General features: G+C 54.3%; 20 protein-coding genes. 14 read left to right on the forward strand and 6 right to left on the reverse strand.

Going from position 1 to position 20,378, the window contains the following annotated elements:
• Together ACEN8E_RS15160 and ACEN8E_RS15165 are read left to right on the forward strand one after the other, a co-directional pair.
• Window positions 1-537 carry a hypothetical protein gene (locus tag ACEN8E_RS15160; RefSeq protein WP_495588776.1) on the forward strand — a complete coding sequence of 179 codons (537 nt, stop codon included), beginning with the start codon at window positions 1-3 and terminating at the stop codon, window positions 535-537.
• Window positions 527-2,014: a hypothetical protein gene (locus ACEN8E_RS15165; protein WP_495588777.1), complete on the forward strand. Its 1,488-nt coding sequence runs from the start codon at window positions 527-529 to the stop codon at window positions 2,012-2,014. Before ACEN8E_RS15160 ends, ACEN8E_RS15165 begins: the two co-directional genes overlap by 11 nt.
• A 364-nt stretch (window positions 2,015-2,378) precedes the next feature.
• Here the strand turns inward: ACEN8E_RS15165 and ACEN8E_RS15170 are convergent, their stop codons facing one another.
• Window positions 2,379-2,900 carry a DUF4427 domain-containing protein gene (locus tag ACEN8E_RS15170; protein ID WP_495588778.1) on the reverse strand — a complete coding sequence of 174 codons (522 nt, stop codon included), beginning with the start codon at window positions 2,898-2,900 and terminating at the stop codon, window positions 2,379-2,381.
• A gap of 512 nt (window positions 2,901-3,412) precedes the next feature.
• Between ACEN8E_RS15170 and ACEN8E_RS15175 the strand changes: the two genes are divergently transcribed.
• The 9 genes from ACEN8E_RS15175 (at window position 3,413) to ACEN8E_RS15215 (ending at window position 15,620) form a co-directional block, all read left to right on the forward strand.
• Window positions 3,413-4,618, forward strand: coding sequence for an ABC-three component system protein (locus tag ACEN8E_RS15175; RefSeq protein WP_495588779.1), 1,206 nt, complete (start codon window positions 3,413-3,415; stop codon window positions 4,616-4,618).
• On the forward strand, window positions 4,615-5,121 hold the full coding sequence (locus ACEN8E_RS15180; RefSeq protein WP_495588780.1) for a three component ABC system middle component: 507 nt from the start codon (window positions 4,615-4,617) through the stop codon (window positions 5,119-5,121). The genes ACEN8E_RS15175 and ACEN8E_RS15180 overlap by 4 nt, the downstream gene beginning before the upstream one ends.
• Window positions 5,105-7,102: a DUF3732 domain-containing protein gene (locus tag ACEN8E_RS15185; protein WP_495588781.1), complete on the forward strand. Its 1,998-nt coding sequence runs from the start codon at window positions 5,105-5,107 to the stop codon at window positions 7,100-7,102. The genes ACEN8E_RS15180 and ACEN8E_RS15185 overlap by 17 nt, the downstream gene beginning before the upstream one ends.
• A 393-nt stretch (window positions 7,103-7,495) precedes the next feature.
• Window positions 7,496-7,765, forward strand: coding sequence for a hypothetical protein (locus ACEN8E_RS15190; RefSeq protein WP_495588782.1), 270 nt, complete (start codon window positions 7,496-7,498; stop codon window positions 7,763-7,765).
• Window positions 7,766-8,019: 254 nt separating this feature from the next.
• Window positions 8,020-8,727 (forward strand): DUF2971 domain-containing protein, encoded by a 708-nt coding sequence (locus tag ACEN8E_RS15195; protein WP_495588783.1) that lies wholly within the window; start codon window positions 8,020-8,022, stop codon window positions 8,725-8,727.
• A gap of 42 nt (window positions 8,728-8,769) precedes the next feature.
• Entirely contained in the window at window positions 8,770-8,937 is a 168-nt protein-coding gene (locus ACEN8E_RS15200; protein WP_495588784.1) for a hypothetical protein, read from the forward strand.
• A 385-nt stretch (window positions 8,938-9,322) separates the two neighbouring features.
• Window positions 9,323-10,210: a restriction endonuclease-related protein gene (locus ACEN8E_RS15205; protein WP_495588785.1), complete on the forward strand. Its 888-nt coding sequence runs from the start codon at window positions 9,323-9,325 to the stop codon at window positions 10,208-10,210.
• Window positions 10,188-13,262 carry a hypothetical protein gene (locus ACEN8E_RS15210; RefSeq protein WP_495588786.1) on the forward strand — a complete coding sequence of 1,025 codons (3,075 nt, stop codon included), beginning with the start codon at window positions 10,188-10,190 and terminating at the stop codon, window positions 13,260-13,262. Before ACEN8E_RS15205 ends, ACEN8E_RS15210 begins: the two co-directional genes overlap by 23 nt.
• 15 nt (window positions 13,263-13,277) lie before the next feature.
• Window positions 13,278-15,620 carry an RNaseH domain-containing protein gene (locus ACEN8E_RS15215; protein ID WP_495588787.1) on the forward strand — a complete coding sequence of 781 codons (2,343 nt, stop codon included), beginning with the start codon at window positions 13,278-13,280 and terminating at the stop codon, window positions 15,618-15,620.
• Window positions 15,621-15,831: 211 nt separating this feature from the next.
• Here the strand turns inward: ACEN8E_RS15215 and ACEN8E_RS15220 are convergent, their stop codons facing one another.
• Together ACEN8E_RS15220 and ACEN8E_RS15225 are read right to left on the reverse strand one after the other, a co-directional pair.
• Complete coding sequence (locus ACEN8E_RS15220) at window positions 15,832-16,032, reverse strand: hypothetical protein (protein WP_495588788.1); 201 nt, start codon at window positions 16,030-16,032, stop codon at window positions 15,832-15,834.
• Between the two features lie 189 nt (window positions 16,033-16,221).
• Window positions 16,222-16,530: a helix-turn-helix domain-containing protein gene (locus ACEN8E_RS15225; RefSeq protein ID WP_495588789.1), complete on the reverse strand. Its 309-nt coding sequence runs from the start codon at window positions 16,528-16,530 to the stop codon at window positions 16,222-16,224.
• Window positions 16,531-16,654: 124 nt separating this feature from the next.
• On the opposite strand from ACEN8E_RS15225, the gene ACEN8E_RS15230 reads away from it, so the two are divergent.
• From ACEN8E_RS15230 to ACEN8E_RS15240, 3 genes are read left to right on the forward strand one after another with little or no spacing between them, the layout of a single operon-like run.
• Window positions 16,655-17,173: a hypothetical protein gene (locus tag ACEN8E_RS15230; RefSeq protein ID WP_495588790.1), complete on the forward strand. Its 519-nt coding sequence runs from the start codon at window positions 16,655-16,657 to the stop codon at window positions 17,171-17,173.
• A 39-nt stretch (window positions 17,174-17,212) separates the two neighbouring features.
• Window positions 17,213-17,404 (forward strand): antitoxin Xre/MbcA/ParS toxin-binding domain-containing protein, encoded by a 192-nt coding sequence (locus ACEN8E_RS15235; RefSeq protein ID WP_495588791.1) that lies wholly within the window; start codon window positions 17,213-17,215, stop codon window positions 17,402-17,404.
• 33 nt (window positions 17,405-17,437) lie between these two features.
• Window positions 17,438-17,602 carry a hypothetical protein gene (locus ACEN8E_RS15240; RefSeq protein ID WP_495588792.1) on the forward strand — a complete coding sequence of 55 codons (165 nt, stop codon included), beginning with the start codon at window positions 17,438-17,440 and terminating at the stop codon, window positions 17,600-17,602.
• Window positions 17,603-17,719: 117 nt separating this feature from the next.
• Here ACEN8E_RS15240 and ACEN8E_RS15245 read toward each other — a convergent pair whose 3' ends face one another.
• The 3 genes from ACEN8E_RS15245 to ACEN8E_RS15255 all read right to left on the reverse strand — a co-directional run bounded on the left by ACEN8E_RS15245 (window position 17,720) and on the right by ACEN8E_RS15255 (window position 20,322).
• Window positions 17,720-18,190: an Xre family toxin-antitoxin system antitoxin gene (locus tag ACEN8E_RS15245; protein ID WP_495588793.1), complete on the reverse strand. Its 471-nt coding sequence runs from the start codon at window positions 18,188-18,190 to the stop codon at window positions 17,720-17,722.
• Between the two features lie 77 nt (window positions 18,191-18,267).
• Window positions 18,268-18,687: a hypothetical protein gene (locus ACEN8E_RS15250; RefSeq protein WP_495588794.1), complete on the reverse strand. Its 420-nt coding sequence runs from the start codon at window positions 18,685-18,687 to the stop codon at window positions 18,268-18,270.
• A 273-nt stretch (window positions 18,688-18,960) separates the two neighbouring features.
• On the reverse strand, window positions 18,961-20,322 hold the full coding sequence (locus ACEN8E_RS15255; protein WP_495588795.1) for a DUF6602 domain-containing protein: 1,362 nt from the start codon (window positions 20,320-20,322) through the stop codon (window positions 18,961-18,963).
• Window positions 20,323-20,378 lie beyond the last annotated feature (56 nt).

Below are 20,378 nucleotides of genomic sequence, written 5' to 3' on the forward strand. Positions count from 1 at the left end.
GTGGAAGAACGCATACGCTGGTTGGCCGGCGTGGTTGCTGGCAAGATCAAATTTCCCCGACAGGACGCCTCCGCCTTGGCAAACCTCAGGAATTTTTGCAAGCTGTCTATCAACAACAGCTTTGGCGTAATATCTTATAACACGTTTAAGCAAGCAGCGTCAGCTTTAAATCCTGACGACAATTTGCTCATTTATGATAATGGCTGGGCTACAATCAGAGATCTGCTTGAACAAGCAAGGCGTGTGTGCGCACCAGCTCCAACCCCATCACCTAAAGAATCGCTTCCACCTCCTAAGGAAATTCTGGAGCGCACCTTGCTGGACGCGCATATTTGCTCCATGGCCTATCTTGAACTGTACAACTTTCTGAGGCAACTAAGCCAAGACGAAGTCCCAGCCAGCATCAAAAAATCCATTGAAAACAAGCTAGAGATAACCGCCGCTAAATTTAGATTAATTATTTCGCATTCAAACCAGCACACTCCACCTAAAAACATCTTGAGAGTTGTCGACTCAGGAAAAGCAGATGAAAACTGAATTATATACAGAATATAAGATTGCAGCTTTGCCGCTCAGCGTTGTTTTGAAGGGTGAGCATAAGTATGCCGGTTGCTCGCAGACGGTAGAGAACTTAATACTGATGAGATGGCCGGATGGGCGTCCTTGCCACCTCATCAATCAATGGCTATTAGAAAAAGCGCTTCGTACGTCAGCCAAGGACACAACAAAAGTTTATGCGAGCCAGTTAACGCATACTATACGGTACTGCTTCGACAGCAAAATCGATTTTCACGACTTCACCGACGAACATTTTCATAAATTTTCGGAGAAATTACAGTCAGTAAAAAAGAGCAACAGCCTACACAGTGCCGAGTACATTGGGGGGAATCACGTTAGAGCAATACAGCAACGAACTCTTCACTTTTTGTCATGGATAGCAGTCAGGTACCCCTTTCTCTCGCGCCGCCCGCTAATTGGCACAGACGAATCCTGCCAGGTTCTGATTGAATATAGAGTTAACCCTCACACTGGCCAGAGAGAGCTATATCATCGATATCTTAAACCTAGAGAACCTGACAGGGACGACAAGAGCATTATAACGGAGATCATGATTGAAAAGCTCCTCAATGCCATCTTCATAGCTCATGATATAGAAAATCTACCCCAGAAGTCTCGCACAAAGCTCATCGCCGATTCAGAGTTATTTGTCGCCACTAATGACTACCTTTATGAGAGAAGGCTATTCGTGATCAGGATGATGAAGCTAACCGGACTGCGACCTGAAGAGCTTCTTGAAATCCCCCTCAAACTGAATGCCGACGTTCAAAAAACCCGCTACATTTCTATACCTACGAAAAAACAAGGGTACCCATCGCCTATTCGGAAATTCAATATCAATGCGAAAGCAGGAATTGACTTCCAAAGATACCTAGATAGCCGCGAACGATACCTCGAAGTTTTGGTAAACCGAAAAATAGTATCCATCAGACCAGCGAGTATTCTTCTAGCTGAGCGCGGCAACCCGATTCGAAAAGAAAGCATAACCAAAGAGTTTAGTAGGCTATGCCAATCCGCGGCTTTCGGAAATGTCAGATGCTGTCTCTCTATGTTTCGCCATCGCTTCATTACACGGGAAATGCATGGCTTGCTTCTAGAGCGTTTTTCAGAAAACAAAGAATTCAAAATCCAGTACAGCGATGCACTTCGAGAGGACATATGCAGCATCGTCAAGCTTAAGACAGGACATCGCCGAGCCAGCTCTTTGTATACGTATTTCCATGAAGAATACCGACTGCTTACTAAAGACCTAGAACGAGACACGCACCTCAATACCCTGAACGACCTTTCGGACAACCAGGATCGCGTATATGAACTAAAACACTTGGCGCGCCTGCGTCACAACCCTAAAGCAGCAGCATTGGCGGATAAAATACAAAACGACATCTATGCGCTGTACGAGGAGCTATACGGCGGTAAAATTGTTGAAGCCCTTGACGATGACGAGTTAGTTTGATGCAACTGTTGACAACGGTATCGCAAGCAGTGAGGGTGCTGTCATTAAGGTGATGCATGGGGCAGCATTGAATGCTGATGTCCCGGTCGAGGATCGAAACTTCCTGTTCACCCAGCTCAGCCCATTCCGCCCGGGCCCAATGAACACCATTTTTCGAAGAGGCGATCTATGCCGCTTCCTAGGCAAGGGATGAGGTGTCTCGGATATCCATCGTGGATACCCATCTCCTGCCCCTATCCCGACCTGCGACATCGCTAGATGAAACCGCATTGGTAGCCCCCGCCCTGCTCACTCGTCATCTTCATCTATCGTTGCCGTGATGAAGTATCCTCCGCCCCACATCCTGCCAACGTAAGCTGGATCGTCATCGGGAGAATACGACCCCCCTCACACCGAAATAACTGCTCCTGACGCCGTATTTCTCACGCAACTGCTCGGATAGCGCTGACACGGCCTCTTTGCGCTCACACAGATCCCGCCCCTTTTCCAGTTCATCCAACGATGCGAGATAGCGCCCCTTCTTGTTCGGCTTGACTCGGCCAGCCTGCACTAATTTCCTGACATACGGGTGGCTGTTGTCCTCGAACCAGAGCCAGCAGCTTCCCCCCTCTCGTTTAACTGTCTTGGCGGTCAAGCGCTCAAGCCTGATGACGCGGGTGGAGAAATCAACTGCAGTTAGGCCCGCCTCCATGGTCGATATCGTCCTACAGGATTTGAAGTCAAAGCATGCGTTGGAGAAAGCCACTTGCAAAGCTTGCTCGTCCAGCCCCTCTAGGCTTGCCGGCAACTGGCCGCAGACGAGGATGTGATCGAACTGCGCTTCGGATACCAATCCCTGATCGATCAAGGTCAGGACGTCGTACCTAAGCCTGCGGGCCGTCGCCATATCGGCCACTACGATGCCCAGAGCTACCCTTTTAGATGGCTCATATGCCCCCCCTCCAAGTGGCTATCAACTGAGCGAAAGGCCATCGTAGCCATATGACCATCTCGAATCCGTGATTGGCACTGCTCGCTGTACGGGCTTTCTAGGATGAAAGCGAACCGTTTCGAGGAGTACTCATTCAATGAGAACGCCCCCCTGGGTTGCCCTCCAGCTCGTGCTGGAACCAGGTTTTTCCTGTACGCATGGAGCCATTCGAATCCGACAGCGCGAAGATGGGGTTTAGATCAGGTTGCATCACGCGTGATGCAGACCGCCTCTCGTTTCTGGCGCTGGCTGAATGGATAAGTGATCACCAGGAACCACCATACCAAGCAGATCCGCGTTACTAACGCCCTCAAAGTTATGGCCAAATGACATCTTCGCCGGTACATTCCTCTACCCGTTGCGCCATGGAAAGAGGAATGGGGGGCTCGGCCCCGCCGTTACACGGGTATGGACTGAGAGATAGAAGGATGAAAGATCCAGATGCTAGCCCCAGCGCAGCGGGGTATGGCTACCAGTATGAACGCGCGCTGTACCGCATCTTCACGGCACCCAGTGCGCAGACCAGGTTTGGCATTGAAACGGCTGATGATGTTGAAGAGATCAGCCAGACAGCGACAGGTTCTCGGCGTGTGTCAGAACAAGCGAAGCTGTCTGTCCAACCTCGCAAAAACCCACTGCAAGACAGCAGTAAAAACCTGTGGAAGACACTCCGCATCTGGTTGAACGGGTTAGCGGCTGCTCGGAAAGAGCATGAGGAGTTGCAGTTTCTCCTCGTCACGAACCGCGTGCTTAAGAAAGGCACGCTGGCTATGCGGCTTTCTGATGCCCTCTCAAAGCAAGACGTGGCAGACGCGGTCGTTGCGCTTCGAACGCATGCCGGCGGCATGACAGGCAAGCCTGGCGAGATCGCTCGGGATGTCATCGCCTACTCGGACGCCGACTTGGCATTTCTGATCGAGCACATGTCCATTGAGGACGGCCAACTCAATGCCCAGATGAAGCAGCGTGTGATCGCATCCCTTCACCTCCCCGAGGATGCGGTGGCGAATGCTGAAGACATCTACCATGGTCTGGTCGGTTTCTTGTTCGACCGTTGCCAAGAGACCTGGGTCGCCCGAAATCCTTTCTGGACGACCGCTCAGCCTTACTACAACAAGCGCCAAACGCTCGTTGAGGCGTTCATGAATGGCCCTTGGGAACCTCTGCCCTTCGAGAAAACCGAGTTCGCACACTGGGCCGAGAAGATCGACCCCGCGGACATGCTGTTCGTGGAGCAGCTCAACAAAATCAACATGCCGAAAAATCTTCTGATGAAGCAATTCGGCTTCTACTGTGCCGCCTACTCTGAGCGCATCCGCCTTCTGGAATCAGGTGGAGTTCTGGCCAAGGACTTTGATTTGGCTGAGCGTGTGCTCAGTGACCGCTGGGAGGCGATCAACGACCGCCACCAGCTGGACAACATGACATCGTTGGATGACTACGGCACCGCTGATTACAGAGCTGTGATGACCAGAACCTTGTTTCCAGAAACCTTTCCCATGAAGGTGGGACGGATAAACTCCACGGCTCAGTACCTGTTCAGCGGCACCTATCACCGGATGGCCAACGCCGATGGAACACATTCGCCCATCCATTGGCACCGTGACGCGCCGGGCTCGGAGGATGAGTCATGAGTGAGGCGTATCTGGATCATCAATTGATCCACAACTCGTCATTGGCCTGCTTTCTCCTGACGCACTTTATAGGCGAATACCAAGAGGCAGGGCTTGGGCAAACCCCGGATCTACCGAAACTGATGTTGGTGCTGCCGCTGGTGTGGAATCAGCGCTCACGCGACGCGTTGAGTAAGCGCACCAGCCGCTCCACCCTGGGTACAGTGCTCAGGGAGACCCCGGTGTTGAAAATTGATCTGCAGCGAAGGGTGTCCGCCCATGCGGCTACCACCCTACAAGGGCTCAATCTCGCCGTCTCTTCGCGTCTGGTTGGAAAGATCGGCTCCAAGGGGAGTGAGAGCAGCTTCCAAGTCCTGGTCGATCGTTGGCCAAGAGGCATCAAGAACACCATGCCCGTGGCCATGCTGCAGACCACTGAGAAACTGGCGAAGTGGTTTGCCACCGACACGACAGAAAACCTGTACAAGCTCTTGTTTGGGATTCCAAATGAAATTCACGATTGACGCAGTCATCCTCTGGCCTCGCTGCCCTGGCTTGGAGCCACGAATCATTCCGTTTCAAGACGGGAAGATCAACATCATTTACGGGCTGAGCGGCACCGGCAAGTCGTCAATTGTTCACATCATTGACTACGTGCTGGGCGCTACCAAGTGTCAGATTCCAATCGGCATCATCCGCGACACAGTCGACTGGTTCGGGATGAAGATCCGCCTTCTCGATACGACCTACATCGTCGCGCGACGCACTCCAGGAAACTCCCAAGGCTCCAACGAGCTTTGCATGCTGGAAGTCGACGATGAACAGATCCCGGACTCCGTTTACCGTACCCACTCCTTGGGGCAGTACAAAGCCGCCTTTGACGGCATGGTTCGGGTCAGTGATCTCCCCCACTCCGATGAGGAAGAGCCGTCCAGCTTCGATCGCCGCAGCTCCTATCGTGACATGGCGGCGTTCAACTTCCTGCCTCAGCACATCGTAGCAAACCCCAACACCCTGTTCTTCAAAACTGACTCATTTGCTCACAAGGAGCGCCTGACGCGAGCCATGCCCTATGCGCTCGGAATGGTGGATGCAAACTACATCATGAATGAGCGGCGTCGGGATGAGGCGCAGCGCGAGCAGGATCGGCTACGTAAGCAGCTAGCAGTCCACGATGCGGCCAAGGCGAGCCATTACGCTGACGTCGACCAACTGTTTGATCGCTGCATTCAGCTGGGCTTGCTTGAGCGCAAAAGCACCCAGGGAGCGCAGAAAGTCGAACTCCTCAAGAAGGTTGTCATCGCCACCCATGAAGGGCGGCTTGAGCAGACACTCCTGGAACCTCAACGACTGCATATCTCAGAAAAGCTGAAGGTGGTCATCGAGGAAGTCGGGAAGCAACAACGTATCGTTGACGAATTTGATGCCCAGATCGATGGCTTCGACCACCTGGCGCGTAACAGCAAGCGGTTCGTCGCGGCAATTGATACTGAGAAGTCCCATGTCATAGGTCTCGACTGGCTCAAGCAGAGCGTCTCTGACGGTGGGCACTGCGTGGCCTGCGGTTCGTTCACAAACGCCCTGCCTATGGTGATCGAGAACCTAGAAGAGAAGGTTAACAAGGTTACCCGGATTTCGGACGCGCTCAAGGACAACCCCGTCGTTGACAAACAACTGGCAACGCTGAAACGGCAGCGCGCCAAGGAGGAGCGTGAGCTGTCGCGTTTGATGCGAGAGCAGACTCGCCTGATCCAGGAGGATGAGCGCACCCGCAAATCCATCGGCCAGATCTACTATGTGGCAGGCGAGATCAGCCGGCTGATCAAACAACTGGATGGCTCTGAAGCAGACGAGGGTCTGACAAAGCGCATGGCCGAGCTGGAAAGCCTGATTCGGCATTACAACTTCCAGATGTCATTGACCGACATGGCTGAGCAAGAGCGGAAGGTGGATGCCCAGCTGGCCCCGATGTTCGAGGACTATGCGGATCAGTTCGGCTTAAACGGAACGCCTGGCGCTCAGATTTATCTCGACAGGAAAGAGCTCACGCTGCGTTTCGACTCTCACGGCCAGCGGGATTACCTCTGGGAAATCGGCAGTGGTGCGAACTGGATGGGGTATCACATCGCGGCGTTCCTCGGCATTCATGAATATCTGTCGAAGGACGAGAATCGCAAGCTCCCACCTTTCAGCTTCATCGTGATCGATCAGCCGAGCCAGGTCTATTTCCCAAGCAACACCGGTGGCCTGAACGCACTGGATGCAGGTTTCGAAGCGGTGAATCAAGCCCGGCCAGCGGATGTCGTTGCCACTCGCCGAATCTTCGAAGTCTTGGCTGAAGGCCTAAGGCGTGCAGGCCATTTCATCCAGATCATTGTCCTTGAACATGCGGGCCCGGACATCTGGGGACAGGTCGCCGACACCGTGCCCGTAGCGGCGTGGCAGAGCAAGGACGACGGGCTCATCCCTGCCCACTGGATCCACCGACACGATGACTTAGCGTAGGTAAGCCTGGCCAGTTGTGCTGCTGAGGACAACTGGCCGCAGCCCCTTAAACTGCCTATTTCGATCGGGCCTTCACGAGCATGGCTTCGAGCTCCGCGATCAGCTCGTCAACATCAACCTCCACGAACTCCCCCGGGTTGAGCAACTGCTCCACGATTTCAGGGTTGTAACACTCCACAACTTCCGCATGCCCTGGGTGCCACATTCCGCCGGCTCCAATGATCACTCCCTGACGCTGCAACTCCAGAAGAACTTCATCGACCTCACCTGCGGCTAGACGCCTGCCTCCAAACCTGAGTAAATCGGCAGGTCAACGCCTGAGCCATCGGACTCAGGTACAACGCCGCCGGGCAACGGCCCTCAAGGGTGCAGAGCATTAGGGAGGATGTGGTCATGGATCGGACACTGCTGGACATGCTCAGGCAGGTCGAACAGGGGAAAAATGATTTTTCACCTGCTGATCACACCCGAGAAGCGCTGCAAGCCTTTCAGAGGACGGCCAAGGCACTCGACTATGCCTGCAAAAAGGACTTGATCAAGAAACAGCTGCCGCACATGGAGTCGTTGGGTGGTGATCTGCTTTGCAGTCAGGTCATCGTCATCGGTGGGCTCACTTATGAAGGTGAGCAGTTGTTGCGAGAAGCCATAGCACTTACGGACTGAATGACCGGAACGCGGTTAAATTTACGCAAGGAAAAAGCATGCTTTTGTACAAATATCGATCCGCAATGGGGAGCGCTGATAACGACAACACACGCCGAATTTTTTCGTCGTCTAGCTTGTATTACGCCTAGGCTTCAACCTTCAACGATCCCTTCGACGCGCAAGTGAATATCGAGGTTAATTCCACGCACGCCGAGGCCATTGACCGGCACTGGTTAATATTGCGCGAGCGAGCCCGTGGAAGGGGCGGATTTGTGGACAGCGTTCAAAGCACTTACACGCATGCGAAATTTAACGTCGACCGAATCTACGACAAAGTGCAGAACGGCACCCATATTGATCACGACCGATACTACCAGGACATGATCGACTCACTCGGGATAGTGTCGTTGGCAGAAAATCGCGACATTCTCCTGCTCTGGGCTCACTACGCATCCAACCACCACGGAATGTGCTTAGGATTCGAGTGGGACGAGACAGGCCTACCACCTGCTGAAGAGGTCATCTACCAAAATCGCTATCGCACGCTTGAATACTACTCACACACTGAAGCGGAACTCGCCGCGATTTCTCTTTTGCAGAAATCGGTAGACTGGGCATATGAGCGCGAGTGGCGTTCGGTCGCTAAACCCGAAATGGAGTACACCAGCAGCTTTGCGCCTGACGAACACTACGAACAAGAACTAGAGGTGCTTAGGTCGAATCCAGGCCAGTCACCCTACTACTCCGAAGAGCAACTCAAAGAAAAATACACATTCCTGGTGGGTAATGTGACGGTTGAAGGCTCTGGGCCCAAGGTTTTCAACCAAAGTGCTCTGAAGGAAGTCGTGTTTGGCATGCGCATGAGTCAATCCGACGTGAAAGACCACATCAACGCAATTGAGAGCTATGGGTTCAAGCCAAAATTTTTCCAAGCTCGCAAGAATGCGAAGCGGTACCAGGTGGATATTCACGAGCTCTAGGGCCTGGGCAATAAGCCTTTTTGAGGACTCTGCAGGGTAAACATGCACATTCAACTGGATCTGAACCATAACGACCGCGACGCGCTGCTGCGCCACTGCCAAGAGTTTGTTCCTACTAGCGGTGACGCCCGCGAGGATGCCCGGCTGGCCGATGCCTTGGAGGCGCTAGCCGTCACGCTTGAGCAAGCCCTCCTCGTGAGGCAGGAGTGAAGTCCCGGAACGCTGAATCAATAGGCCAGCACAGACGCCCTCCTCTGTCCTTCAGCAAGGGAGCTCTGGCGGGGTACCGTGCTGTGCAGTCATCACGCCCTATGGCTTAGTCAATATCTGGCAAAATCGAATGAATGAGCCAGTATTGAACAACAGGCCTCAATCGTCGCGGGTGCATGGGCTTCTGTCCAAGCGATTAGCGGGGCGCTAGCGACTCCTGGGATTACAGGAGCATCATCACTTGGATAGAGAAGCGTACCGGAGAAATCTCCTGTGGCGGCTTGCTGACGCAGCGTCCAAGTGCGCGCGCAATCGTGTTGACGGATTCGAGCTACTCAGGCAGGTCAGCGCCCACCTATACCGATTGCACCCAGACCATGTCGTGATGACGGCACAAGAGCTGGAAGCCAATTTCCGGCGCCCCCTTGAGGCATGGCTGCCAGATGAGATCCGTGGGGAACTCACCGGTGTGCTCCTCGCCCCCTCCAATGCCCCCACCCGCACGTGCACAGAGCTCCTTTTGGAGTTTAATGCCCGGGAGCAGTACGATCAGACCCAGCAGTTGATTCGTCGCGTGAGGGATATTTGTAGGGCAATCCCTGAAGGCGATGAGCTGTACCGTAGCTTCCGGAAGTTCCTGGTGCTGAATGGCAAAACGACCCGCCACCCACTTCGTGTGTTGTTTCAGCCTCTAGACCTTTCCGTGGAAGACCTCTACAGGCAACCGGAACGCCATGAGGTGCTCGCCGGCAAGATGTACCTTTGCCCTTCTTGCCATTGGCCGATGACGATCACGCAATCCCTCATAGCGTGCCCCTCGCAGTGGTGCGAGCACGCTGGAAGCATCTTCGACCTACATCGCCGCCGGGTCATCAACCGGTTGGATGGTAATAGCTTGGAGGGCTTGGTTGTCAACGATGAGACCTTGGTGCTGCAAGATGCCTACTGGAAGTTCGCTTTGCTGCCTGGCTTGCTGGAGATCCAGCTCGCCAAAGGTCTGCGCGCGATGGGCTTTCTTCCAACGCTGTGGCCGGATGTCGATGAGGCGGATGTGCGCATCGACATCGGTGGCATGCCCTTGGATCTGGACGCCAAGGTGTGGCGCTACCCCGAGGCCCTTGAAGCCCACCTGCAGCCTGGCAGTCGTGGGCCAAACCGTTGGATTGTCATTCCCGACTACCAGGCACGCTCACTGTCCGCCCTGAGAGAGCGCTTGGGGCCGTACATCCATACCTACAGTAGTTGCCTCAATGAACTCAAGCACAGAGCGTGATCGTGTCGAGGCCGGCTGCATCCTCTTTTTGGCCATGGCGTGCCGCTGTGTGAGCAATACACCCACCATTGGAGATGCAGCGGCGTTGGCTTCAGGCCAATTGGCTCACTGGGGAGAACTTCAAGGCCTGACGAGGGAGGAGCAGACGTCCCTAGCCATTGCGCTGCGCTTCGTACATCCGGAAATTACGGAACCGCGGGCGTTTCTATACACCGCCCAAAGCCTGATGCTCCAGCCTCACAGCTACTTCTCTTTGGTCGGCGAGCCAGACTTGGTCAAACTCAAATTCGACCACCGTTACCAACTGATTCAAGCTTTGGACGTCAGGGATCTGATCCAGGATTACCTACAAATTGTTCGCCGGCACCAAGCACCCACCCGTAAGAAGATTCCTGACGACAGGGGATTCGACCTGCAGGCTAAGTTCGGGGAGCGTTATCAGTACTATTCGTTCGAGGAAAGCGATCTTTCAGCGTTGCCGCCCTCCGGCCAAACACTTCCGATTTCTGGTCGACCGGAAGCTCACGAGGCTCGCTGGAGTTACGCGGCGCTCAAAGACATCGCTGAGCAACTGGATGCTTCGCCGCTCTCACACGGGAGCCATCTGAAGAGCTTGCAGAACATCCTGCGCCGCGAGCGGAACATAGCGGCGGCTGCGGGAACTTTTTATCGGGTCAATGCACCTACCGGCTCAGGCAAGACGGTATTGGTGGTCATGATGGCCATCGATGCTGCTTGCCGAGGAGAACCTGTCGTACTCGCGGTGCCTGGATTGCTAGAGGTCGAGGGATTGACCGCCGAGCTGAAAAAATCGCTAAGTATTGTCGCACCGCACCTGACGGTGGCTCCTCTGCATGGGGAGCGTCGCCTGGCTGAAATCGCTGCACGGCAGTTCGAGGCCGGAGGTCAGTCCGAACCCTATGAGCACATCTGTCTGCTGCAGGGGTATGCCAGCGACAGCGTACCGATCCCCTCCTCCGACGAGCCTTGTTTTCGCCTTCGATTGGTGGAATCGACAGGTCTGGGCAAAGAGCGCATTTCGAAAATTACGCACTGCCCATTCCTCTTCAAATGTGGCAAGACCGCGATGCTCGCCGGCGCACTGAAAGCCGACATCGTGGTGGTGAATCACGATGCGCTGCTTGCGGCCGCGACCAGCATCCCACTTGAGGACAGCGACCGCCTGGGTACAAGGCGCAGCTATCTGGAGCTATTGCTTCGGACGAAATCAATCTTTCTGGTGGATGAGATCGATGGGTTGCTCAGTCGTACGATCCAGAACTGCACCACAAACCTGGAGCTGGGAGGCAAACGCCACGACACCCCTCTTGCTCGCCTGCGGACAGAGATCGATAGTCGTTCCGGCGTTCAAGGGATGAAACAGAGCAAGTTCAACGTCTTGAAGTGGGCGTTGACTTTCACTGCGCAAACCCCAGATGAAATCCTCGACTTGTGTGATGAAAGGCATTTTCGTTGGCCTAGCCATGGCATGAGATGGCCTCAGTCCGAAGACCGCATGTTGCAGCATACGCTGCAGGTCGACCCGACCATTCTCGAGGCTCTGTACCATCTGAACGATCGATCCGTGCCAGAAGAACTCCATGACTTACATGACAATCTGACGTACTGGGGCATCAAGGAAGCCCGAGCACCAGCGGATGTGATCCATCAGCTCACCAATATCCTCAAGCGGCTATCTGATGCGGGACACATTCGCAAAGTGGGAACCAAATCAGGAGATCTGAAGGCTGCGTTGATCCTCCGCGGGGTTCTGGGCCTTATCCAGGAGCAGATAGCCATACTCCACCGCCACATGCGCGATTTGCTTTGGGCTGACATTCCTAACGCACGCGAGGTCGAAAATGCGTTGGAGGGAACGCCCCCGATAACGCTTGTTCGAAACGGGCCGCTTCAGCATCCCATCTGCGGATTCAAATACCAGGTGGGAGATCATGGCCCAGCAACCCTGCATGTCGAAACGCTGAAGGGTGACCCGCACGCCACTTTGCAATTCCTACCGAACCTCACTTCCCTGGCATTTTCGAATGTTCATCGCGTTTTCATAGGGCTTTCGGCCACCGCGCATTTCCCAGGAGCGAGCCGCTACGACCTGCCTGCAAGCGATCTTATCGATGTGCCTGATGCCTCGGGACAGATTTCCTTTTGTAACTTGCCAACGACAGCTCAGATATCCGGAAGTCGCCCTCTGATGCGAAAGCGCCAGCTGAGGCTCCTGGCTAAAGAGCTTGCCTTGTGTCTGCCGCCAATGTTGCAGGCTCAATTGAAGGAGGATGCTACCCGGGGCCGTTTTGTCCTGGTGACTAACAGCGATTCGGATGCCGAGGTGCTGGCGATAGCTCTGCGTCACGAATTTAGCAAGCTAGAACCGCCAGAGGAGCTGGGGCGTCTAAGCGAACAAGTGTTATGGGTTCGGGGCAAGCGTGCCGCTGCCCGGGCATCGGATATGCCGGTAGGGTTTGCGATGCACCATCATGACTTGCCAGAGCTGCTGACCGGAGAGCATCAGGCAAAGCGCATCCTAGTGAGCTCGCTATCACCGATTGCACGTGGCCATAACATTGTTCACCCAAACGGCCGCTCCGCCATCGGCGCCATCATCGTCTGCGTGCGCCCTCTCCCGCCTTCCGACAATCCCTCTGACACCTTGGCTCATGTGGCGTATGACAACAGTAAAAGCCTAGGTTTTTACAAGACGCCGGGCGAGGCCATGGCTGCCTCCAGGTCGCTGTCCTATCGCAATCTAAATGCGATTCGGTATGCCTTGCCCAATTTCTCCAGCCAGCCCGAGAACATCCGCCATTTCACAATCATGAACATCCTGGTCGACCTGGCGCAGTTGGCAGGGAGGGGGCGCCGCGGTGAAACGCCGATCACTTGCTATTTTGGTGATGCGGCGTTTGTCGATGGCAAGACATCCTGGGCTGACTTGCTGAAAGCTAGTATCCAGCATATGAAGAAAGACAGGGAATGGGACGACTTCCGCCAGGAGCACGCAGGCATGGCGGGGGCAATGGAGCAATACATTCGATAAGGGGAGCATGCGTCAATGAGCACAAGGCAACTTCGTACAAACTTGTTCCGGTTCGATCCCGCTCAGCTGGGGCATGTCTACCAATCCGTGGTTGATCCAGAGTTCTACGACGCCTGGCGAGCGATCGAAGCGGTGGCCCCGTTCAAGGATAGGAATCTCCCGACTCGAGGCTTGCAAGAACTGCTTGCCGTGATATCCAGGGGGCCGGTGAAAGCTGATCCCAGGCCATCGCCACGGACAGATGCTGCAGCGTTTCTCATGCTCAATGAGATCCCCCTCTCCATACTCAACGAAGCGCTGGAGATGTGGGGGGAAGAAGTGCTGAAATCCTACCGCCATAGCCTCCCTGGTGTTGCCAAACGCCTCGTGGTCAAAGAGCTGATTCCTCTGGAAGCCAAGACGCTCTTCACACCGAATGCCACCAAGGGCGGTGCCTATGCTGTCATACCATGGCTCGTGGGGCAGCGCATGGCAGCCAAGCTCATGAAAACCCAGCCAGGCGCGCCGGTGAAATTGTTTGAGACGGCGGATTATCGGCACAACAGAGACGGGATGACGCTTCTGACATGGGATACCCCCATATTGGCGGTCGAGCATGGAGAGATCGCCCACCATACGCTCGATCTGAAGCTGTCCATGCTTCCCGGGCACCAAAAGCCTTACCTCGATCTGAGGGTGCACATCAATCGAGTGATGCCTAACTGGGTGGGGAAAAAGCTACACGCTTGGGTGAGTTCGAATAACGGGATCGTCTGCTGCAGAGTCAAGACGCCCCCTGCTGTTGATGGAAAGTGGGAGACTCAATACGTACACCCCACTAGCCGCATCCTGGGCTACCTTGGGTTTGATCCCCTGCCCGCCATCGTTGAGGGAGACATCCCCACAGATAGCAACATCCGTCCCATTTTTGCGACTACCCCCTCCAACGCGGCGATTGGGGCCGGCGCCGGCCCACTGTTCTATGATGAAGCTAGCTTTCACCTCACCGAGTGCGTACCGGGCACCGAGCCAATGCTCGCAGAACGGGTAGTTTCGAGCTTCCGGCAAAAACGGATAGCCAGTGAATCTACTTTGCCAGCCCTGCCGGTCATGGTGTTTGCTTCGTCTGCTGATCTTGTCATGCGTCTTCATGAGGCCTCTAAAGATCTTGCGCCTCAGGCCAAGCTGTTTAAGCAGGTTAAGCCCCCAACTTTTGAGCTGAAACGCCTCTCGGCGTCTGACACGGCAACGCATCTGCTCCAGCCTTGTGAGAGCGATGCCAAGATGGAGGCGTGGTTCAAATCGGAGGTACTTCCCGAAATCCAGCGTACTTCGGCACGAGTGGTCATCGTCGAAACCACGCCAGAACTGGCTAAGAAAAATCTGGGCGATCCCAAACACAAGCTGCGTGATCTGTTCGCTCGCCATGGTGTGCGTACGCAGTTCATCTTCCATCCGCCCATCAAGCCCCGGAGAGTGCACAGGGGGAAGCTCGGTGCAGATCATCCGGCCCTCAACGCATTGATCGAGTGCATTCGGCTGCATGGGCTGATTCCGATGCCGTTGCCGGAAGCACCGCGGTTGCCATCAAATACCATGATCCTATCGGTGTACCTGGAGCGCATCTCAGACGATGGTGGATATATTCATCTGCCGGTTATCACGCGTATTGAAACCGGTAGCCAAAGAGCGGAGGTTTTTTGGGGGAGCAGTGAGGACGGCGCGGTAGGCCATTGGTATCCCTATGGCGAAGCAATTGCCCTCATCCATAGCACCAGGAAGCTTTTCAGTGAACAGGAGGTCATGCGCTTGGTCAATCAAGCCTTCCTTTCACCACGACGTGTCTTGGAGCAGCCGTTGATTGTCTGTCTCGACAAGGGGCTTGCTCGAATCTACAAAGCGCTGCAGGACACACCAGCCGGTGATCTTCCTCCGGTACCAAATGACGCGGCCGTCGTCAGAGTACGTTGCGATGAGAACAGCGCGCTTGTGACTGGCAACTATTCAAAATCGCCTGCTTCTCCAGCGCATATCGGAAATCACATAGGTCTCTACAGCGCAGAGGACGACAGTCGCGTTCACTATTTTGTCTCCCCATCCAGGCACTACAACAAGGAACCATCCCATCGCAATGCCAACCGGTATAGCGCAGATGAAGGGCTGGATAAGCCGTGGCATCAACTCGGCGTAACTGAGCTGGTAGTCCTGCGGCCCGGCGCTTTCCGGAGTGACGCCGTCGTGGCGGAAGGCATCGGCCTTCTATGTCGCCATGCTCCCCTCTGGGACTGGTACATCCGATTGCCGGGCCCGATGCACCTTGGGAAGAAGATCGCGGTTGACCATCCTTACATTGAAGCGCAGAGAAGCTCATTTGCGTGAAGCATGCCAGGAGTGCATTTGTACTCCTGGCGTATGGCCACCACCCCCCACGTGGGGGGTACTGCTCTTTCAATGGCCTCTGGTTTCGATCGAGGTGCGTAGTGCTCCCAGCTCTGCTTCAGACCTTTCGAGTTGCACCTGCAATTCCCCTTCCCTCAGTTGTGCTGCCATTGCGAGCAAATGGGCCTCGGCAGCCTCTCTTGATTTTCTCTCAAGCTTCTGCGGGCGTAGTCGCCGCAATCGCAATGCCCAGGTCACCCCGCCGGCTCTCGAGAGCGTCACGATACTGCGAGGCTTCCTTGGCCTGCTGGCGATTCTTGGCAATGAATCGCTCGTTATCCCGAATCAGACGGGAGATCTCCTCCTGCTTAACCATGAGCGTCTGCCGCAGGACAGTTACCTCTTGCTGCATTTGGTCGACCTGAGCCTCATGGCAGATCAAATCCTGGTCTCGCTGCTCTTTCACTGAGGCGCGATAGTGTTGGCACCTGACGCCAGGCGTTTCCAAAGCAATTGATGAGCAGACATGCAGCTGAATAACGTCGCTGCTATCAGCAGAGCTGAAGCATTGTGGAGTGCTTGCCAATCTAGCTGGTGGGCATCAATGACTGAAAGCAAGGCTCTCGGCCAAGTCGACCACTTGTTTACGATCATCTTGGTTCAGGCAATGAAAGCATTGCAGCAAATGAGCCTCATCGTCGTTTGCGCAATAAAAATACGCCACGGGTAGACCCAGCACCGTCGCAATCTGCTGAACAATGCCCTCCCCTGGCTGGTGAACACCTTTCTCATATTGATTCATCCGAGCTGAAGCCGATGCTGGTTCTATCCCAGCATCAATCCCCAATCGCTCTTGAGAAAACCCTCTTGCCTTGCGTGCTTCTTTCAAACGCTTGCTGAACGTCGTCATTTCTCTCGCCGCAAAAGGCTAAGAGATTCTTAGATTTCTTTGGACAACATACTAAGAGTTCCTTAGTATTCGGCCAAAATCATGCCGTTTTGACATCACTCAAAGCGCAAGGACAGGGAACAAAATGAAGGAAATGCAAATCGTAGACGGCCGACTCGACGAAAGATCGCGCGGGTTTGGTGGTGACATGGTCAGCTATCACTACTGGAAAATTGATGGCAAGAAGCACGAAAAACTCGAAATCCCGGACGTTCTCGACGCTCACGTAAAAGCCGGCGACCGGATTCGAGCGACCTACCAGCCAGGAAAGGACAACGTCAACCGGATATGGGCCATTCAGCTCGACAACGAACCTGTCCGCTCAGTTGTCACGATCCCCTTCATTGCCGTCTCCCTGGGAAGGCTCAGCATCCTCCCTCTAGCGGTCGCCATTTTTACTATTTTTGTTGCGTATGGCTTCTGGCAAAACAGCACGCACCACGGAGGATTTCATGGCTCGACCTACCAGATGAGCTGGATCGCGCTCAATCTGCTCATCAGTTATCGCTACATGATTAAGCCAATATTGATCATCAAACGCGGCATAAAGGCGTTTCGCGAATATTGCGCCAAGACCCCGGCATCAACCTCGACCGTCAGCTAAAACTGAAAGGACGCCGACGAGCCACCCAAGGGCCACAAAATGAATTACGTTGAGCTGATCCAACGCCAAGCCGAGCAAGTCTTTGGCAACAAAGAAAAAGCCGACATCTGGTTGACCCAACCGAAAATCGCCTTCGGAGGCAGCACGCCACTAGAGCTCGCCCGCACTGAAGAGGGATACGAAGTCGTAAAGGCCGAGCTTGAAAAACTCAGTCACGGGTTCGCCTGCTGACACAAGCCCATACTCCAAAATCCGAGACTCAACATGATTGTATTTGACCTCAATAGCAACGATGCCGAGGCCTTGCTCAGGCACGTCGTAGAATTCAAACCGAACTCGGGGGACTCACGCGAGGACAACCGACTGCGGGAGGCATTGCTGGAATTGAGAGAAGCCCTGGTGTCGCACCTCAAGGGATCGGATGCCTAAAACCATCCCCATCTTTCCTTGATTGGTTCTGCAGTCGATCGAAAGAGTGCTCCAGCAAAACCTGCACTTCGGGTGAGGTTGTCAGTCACGGTGCTCTCAGGGTCTTCCTGTGACCATTCAACCCCCTATCCCATGTTCAAATCGCCCAATGAGATCCATGACAGCCTGGGTCTCTACCCTAGTCGCCATCATGTCCAACGGCGCCCTTGAATTAAACCCTCTCACAGGTGACTTCATCCATTGCCTAGCAGCACAAAGATCACCCTCGAACAGCTCAATCACCGCATTCAGTACGGTAACAAGCGCGCAAATCTGATCGCTCTCAGCCGTGCTTAGCCGCCCCACCGAAGCTCGCCTCGCAAGCGTTGAGGTCGACATGCGCAAGTGCTGCCGAAGCTCATTTGCCGTCATGCCAAGAATGGCAGCGACACGCGTGTAAAACACGAACGGGAGTCCTTGGTGAACAAGCTCATGAAGCTTGGCGCCGCGCGATGGCAACCCTATCGTTGCCCAAATGCCCGCTTCAACAGCTTCGATTTCGATTGGTTCATATTCTTGGATTGAAGAGTCCATATCAGACTGATTCATTGATAAATCCCGCTGCTCTCCAATCGGTGTCTCCTGCACAACATTCAGTGCGATTAGCATGTGAGTGGCCGGAGTACTTACTCGTCCCAAAATCCCCCGGCTACATATCGCCGGTGAAACATCTCGCAATTTTCTAGAGCACATTGATGGGCGTCGGTTGGTGACTCGCCTGGATCGACAGGATATGCCTCGGGCTGCATGGTTCGAAGACGGATAAGCTCGTTGAAATTCGCCTGAGCATCTGCACGGCGCCTGGCAATGATGGTCTCCGCAATCTCATTGAGAACCGGATTCGGGCCATTGTCCCAAAACCATTGTTTGAGGTCGGAATAAATCTGAAGGTGCCGACGGTCAAAACCACCGATATGCTCGTTGATGTCAAACGGATACCGACCGCTCTCATATTGGTGGAGAACGAAATCCTGCAACTTGCGCGCGGTTCCGTAGGTATCGTCGAGCAGAATATTTTTGTTCAATTCGTAGGGAGACTGAATCATCGACTGGATCTCGCAGGGCTCATCTCAGTCAGTGTAGGGGGCACGCCCGAAAGTGCTCGCGAGGAGTTGAAAGCATCTGCTCATGAATGCTTTGCTCGCTGCCGAACGTAGTCACCGCACTCTCTGAGGCCAAGCGCGTGAATCGGCGCGACCTGCTCCTCCCTGAGGCACTCGTCTACTGCTGTCTTCAAAGATCTGACGTCGACAGCGCTGATGGCGCGCTGCTGATCGCGAGGTAAGTTTATATAGCTCATACTTGGAACTGCCCTTGTGTCATTTCATCTGTGTGCAGTACGGGCCAGCGGCGGGAGGCCCGACCTCTTCAGGACTGATGTTCCACATCGTCAATGGATACCTCATGGGAACGGTGTGTTTGCTCAGCCATTTCTCAAACCGTTGTCCGGCGTTGTCCCCACAAAAAAACTCACCCCTTACCTTCGCGACAGCCCATCGGCCCGCGCAGATGGAGAGCACGTGATTGGCGTCCAGAACAACACGGGCCATAAATAGTGCCCGCATCGATTCGTGGATGTCCTCAATCCCATGCTTACCCATGAAGGCGGCGAGCGTGTGAGAACCGGCGAATTGAGGCCCGGACTGGCAGAGCAATTTGAGAAATTCTCTCTCGGTTGCCGAGAGCATCAACGGTGCCCAAATACGCTGCTGAGGGTCTGGTTTTGGAATGGGCGCATCGTTGAAATAGTGAATCCAGCCTGGCAACGCCCCAAGACGAGGCACCGGTTTACTGGTAATTAGCGGGAAATAGGGCTCTTCATCTTGATCGTCCCCCCTGTCCAGATTTACGCCAAGCATCAGCTCCACACGGTCGTACAGGAGCTCAAGAATGAGCAGCATCGGATCCATACTGCTGGAGCCAAGCCAGCACCACTCCTCGGCCTCTTCGTTCCAGATTCCTTTGTAAGGCATGCCATTGAGCTTGATGACAGAATACCCTTCACTGATCATCAGGTTTGGCATATTGATGACGCCATAGCCTTTGACTTCTTCGTTGTCGCGATACAGGTTGTATAGCGCGTCGCGCAGACCTTTCTCAGTTTTGTAGCCGTTGTAGCCAATGGCGATACTTAAAGGGGTCAGCCTGTCCCTGACCAGGCTGTGGTAAACCACGCGCTGATTGTACGGGAGCTTGGCATTTTCCTCATAGTGACAAGGCCATTTACCGAAGAGGGAGAGAAACTCCTGGGCAGGCCTGCGGGTACTGAACTCCAAGGTGCCTTGCGCCTCCCGACGCTCATAATCCCGCTTGGACAACTGGAATACTTCCTCAAGCTGCCCATATGCTTTGTTAAAAGCCGTGCTATATAGCGTCTTCTTTACTTCAAATACGGCCACCACCTGTTCCTTCGGATAGGAGAAATGTGGGGTGCAGGGAAACGGTGTCCCCTCTCCGACCACCACCATGCAGTCAATCTGCTCCGACTCCTCATCCCCCGACGTGATGACGCCGGAAACGACTTTTACCCCGTAGCGGGAAAGGTCGATCTTTTCCAAAAGCTCGATCGTCAGTCCTTCGTACATGCTACCTGTTAGCGTTGATTGCTTTGATCGGTGACCGTTCAGCAGCGCAATTTTCTGGTCATAGAGCTTACGAAGAATCTCAGCGAGGACTTTCATTACCGCCTTTACTCCCTGTACTAACCCTTAACGAGGTAAACACCAGATGCCCCCTC

The organism is Pseudomonas sp. Pseusp9, from assembly GCF_059491265.1.

Excerpts from the sequence above, each read along its gene's own strand:
- ACEN8E_RS15165 (WP_495588777.1), top strand. The coding sequence starts at position 527 with ATGAAAACTGAATTATATACAGAATATAAGATTGCAGCTTTGCCGCTC.
- ACEN8E_RS15170 (WP_495588778.1), bottom strand. The coding sequence starts at position 2,900 with ATGGCGACGGCCCGCAGGCTTAGGTACGACGTCCTGACCTTGATCGAT.
- ACEN8E_RS15175 (WP_495588779.1), top strand. The coding sequence starts at position 3,413 with ATGAAAGATCCAGATGCTAGCCCCAGCGCAGCGGGGTATGGCTACCAG.
- ACEN8E_RS15180 (WP_495588780.1), top strand. The coding sequence starts at position 4,615 with ATGAGTGAGGCGTATCTGGATCATCAATTGATCCACAACTCGTCATTG.
- ACEN8E_RS15185 (WP_495588781.1), top strand. The coding sequence starts at position 5,105 with ATGAAATTCACGATTGACGCAGTCATCCTCTGGCCTCGCTGCCCTGGC.
- ACEN8E_RS15190 (WP_495588782.1), top strand. The coding sequence starts at position 7,496 with ATGGATCGGACACTGCTGGACATGCTCAGGCAGGTCGAACAGGGGAAA.
- ACEN8E_RS15200 (WP_495588784.1), top strand. The coding sequence starts at position 8,770 with ATGCACATTCAACTGGATCTGAACCATAACGACCGCGACGCGCTGCTG.
- ACEN8E_RS15205 (WP_495588785.1), top strand. The coding sequence starts at position 9,323 with ATGACGGCACAAGAGCTGGAAGCCAATTTCCGGCGCCCCCTTGAGGCA.
- ACEN8E_RS15210 (WP_495588786.1), top strand. The coding sequence starts at position 10,188 with ATGAACTCAAGCACAGAGCGTGATCGTGTCGAGGCCGGCTGCATCCTC.
- ACEN8E_RS15215 (WP_495588787.1), top strand. The coding sequence starts at position 13,278 with ATGAGCACAAGGCAACTTCGTACAAACTTGTTCCGGTTCGATCCCGCT.
- ACEN8E_RS15220 (WP_495588788.1), bottom strand. The coding sequence starts at position 16,032 with ATGCAGCAAGAGGTAACTGTCCTGCGGCAGACGCTCATGGTTAAGCAG.
- ACEN8E_RS15225 (WP_495588789.1), bottom strand. The coding sequence starts at position 16,530 with ATGACGACGTTCAGCAAGCGTTTGAAAGAAGCACGCAAGGCAAGAGGG.
- ACEN8E_RS15230 (WP_495588790.1), top strand. The coding sequence starts at position 16,655 with ATGAAGGAAATGCAAATCGTAGACGGCCGACTCGACGAAAGATCGCGC.
- ACEN8E_RS15235 (WP_495588791.1), top strand. The coding sequence starts at position 17,213 with ATGAATTACGTTGAGCTGATCCAACGCCAAGCCGAGCAAGTCTTTGGC.
- ACEN8E_RS15240 (WP_495588792.1), top strand. The coding sequence starts at position 17,438 with ATGATTGTATTTGACCTCAATAGCAACGATGCCGAGGCCTTGCTCAGG.
- ACEN8E_RS15245 (WP_495588793.1), bottom strand. The coding sequence starts at position 18,190 with ATGAATCAGTCTGATATGGACTCTTCAATCCAAGAATATGAACCAATC.
- ACEN8E_RS15250 (WP_495588794.1), bottom strand. The coding sequence starts at position 18,687 with ATGATTCAGTCTCCCTACGAATTGAACAAAAATATTCTGCTCGACGAT.
- ACEN8E_RS15255 (WP_495588795.1), bottom strand. The coding sequence starts at position 20,322 with ATGAAAGTCCTCGCTGAGATTCTTCGTAAGCTCTATGACCAGAAAATT.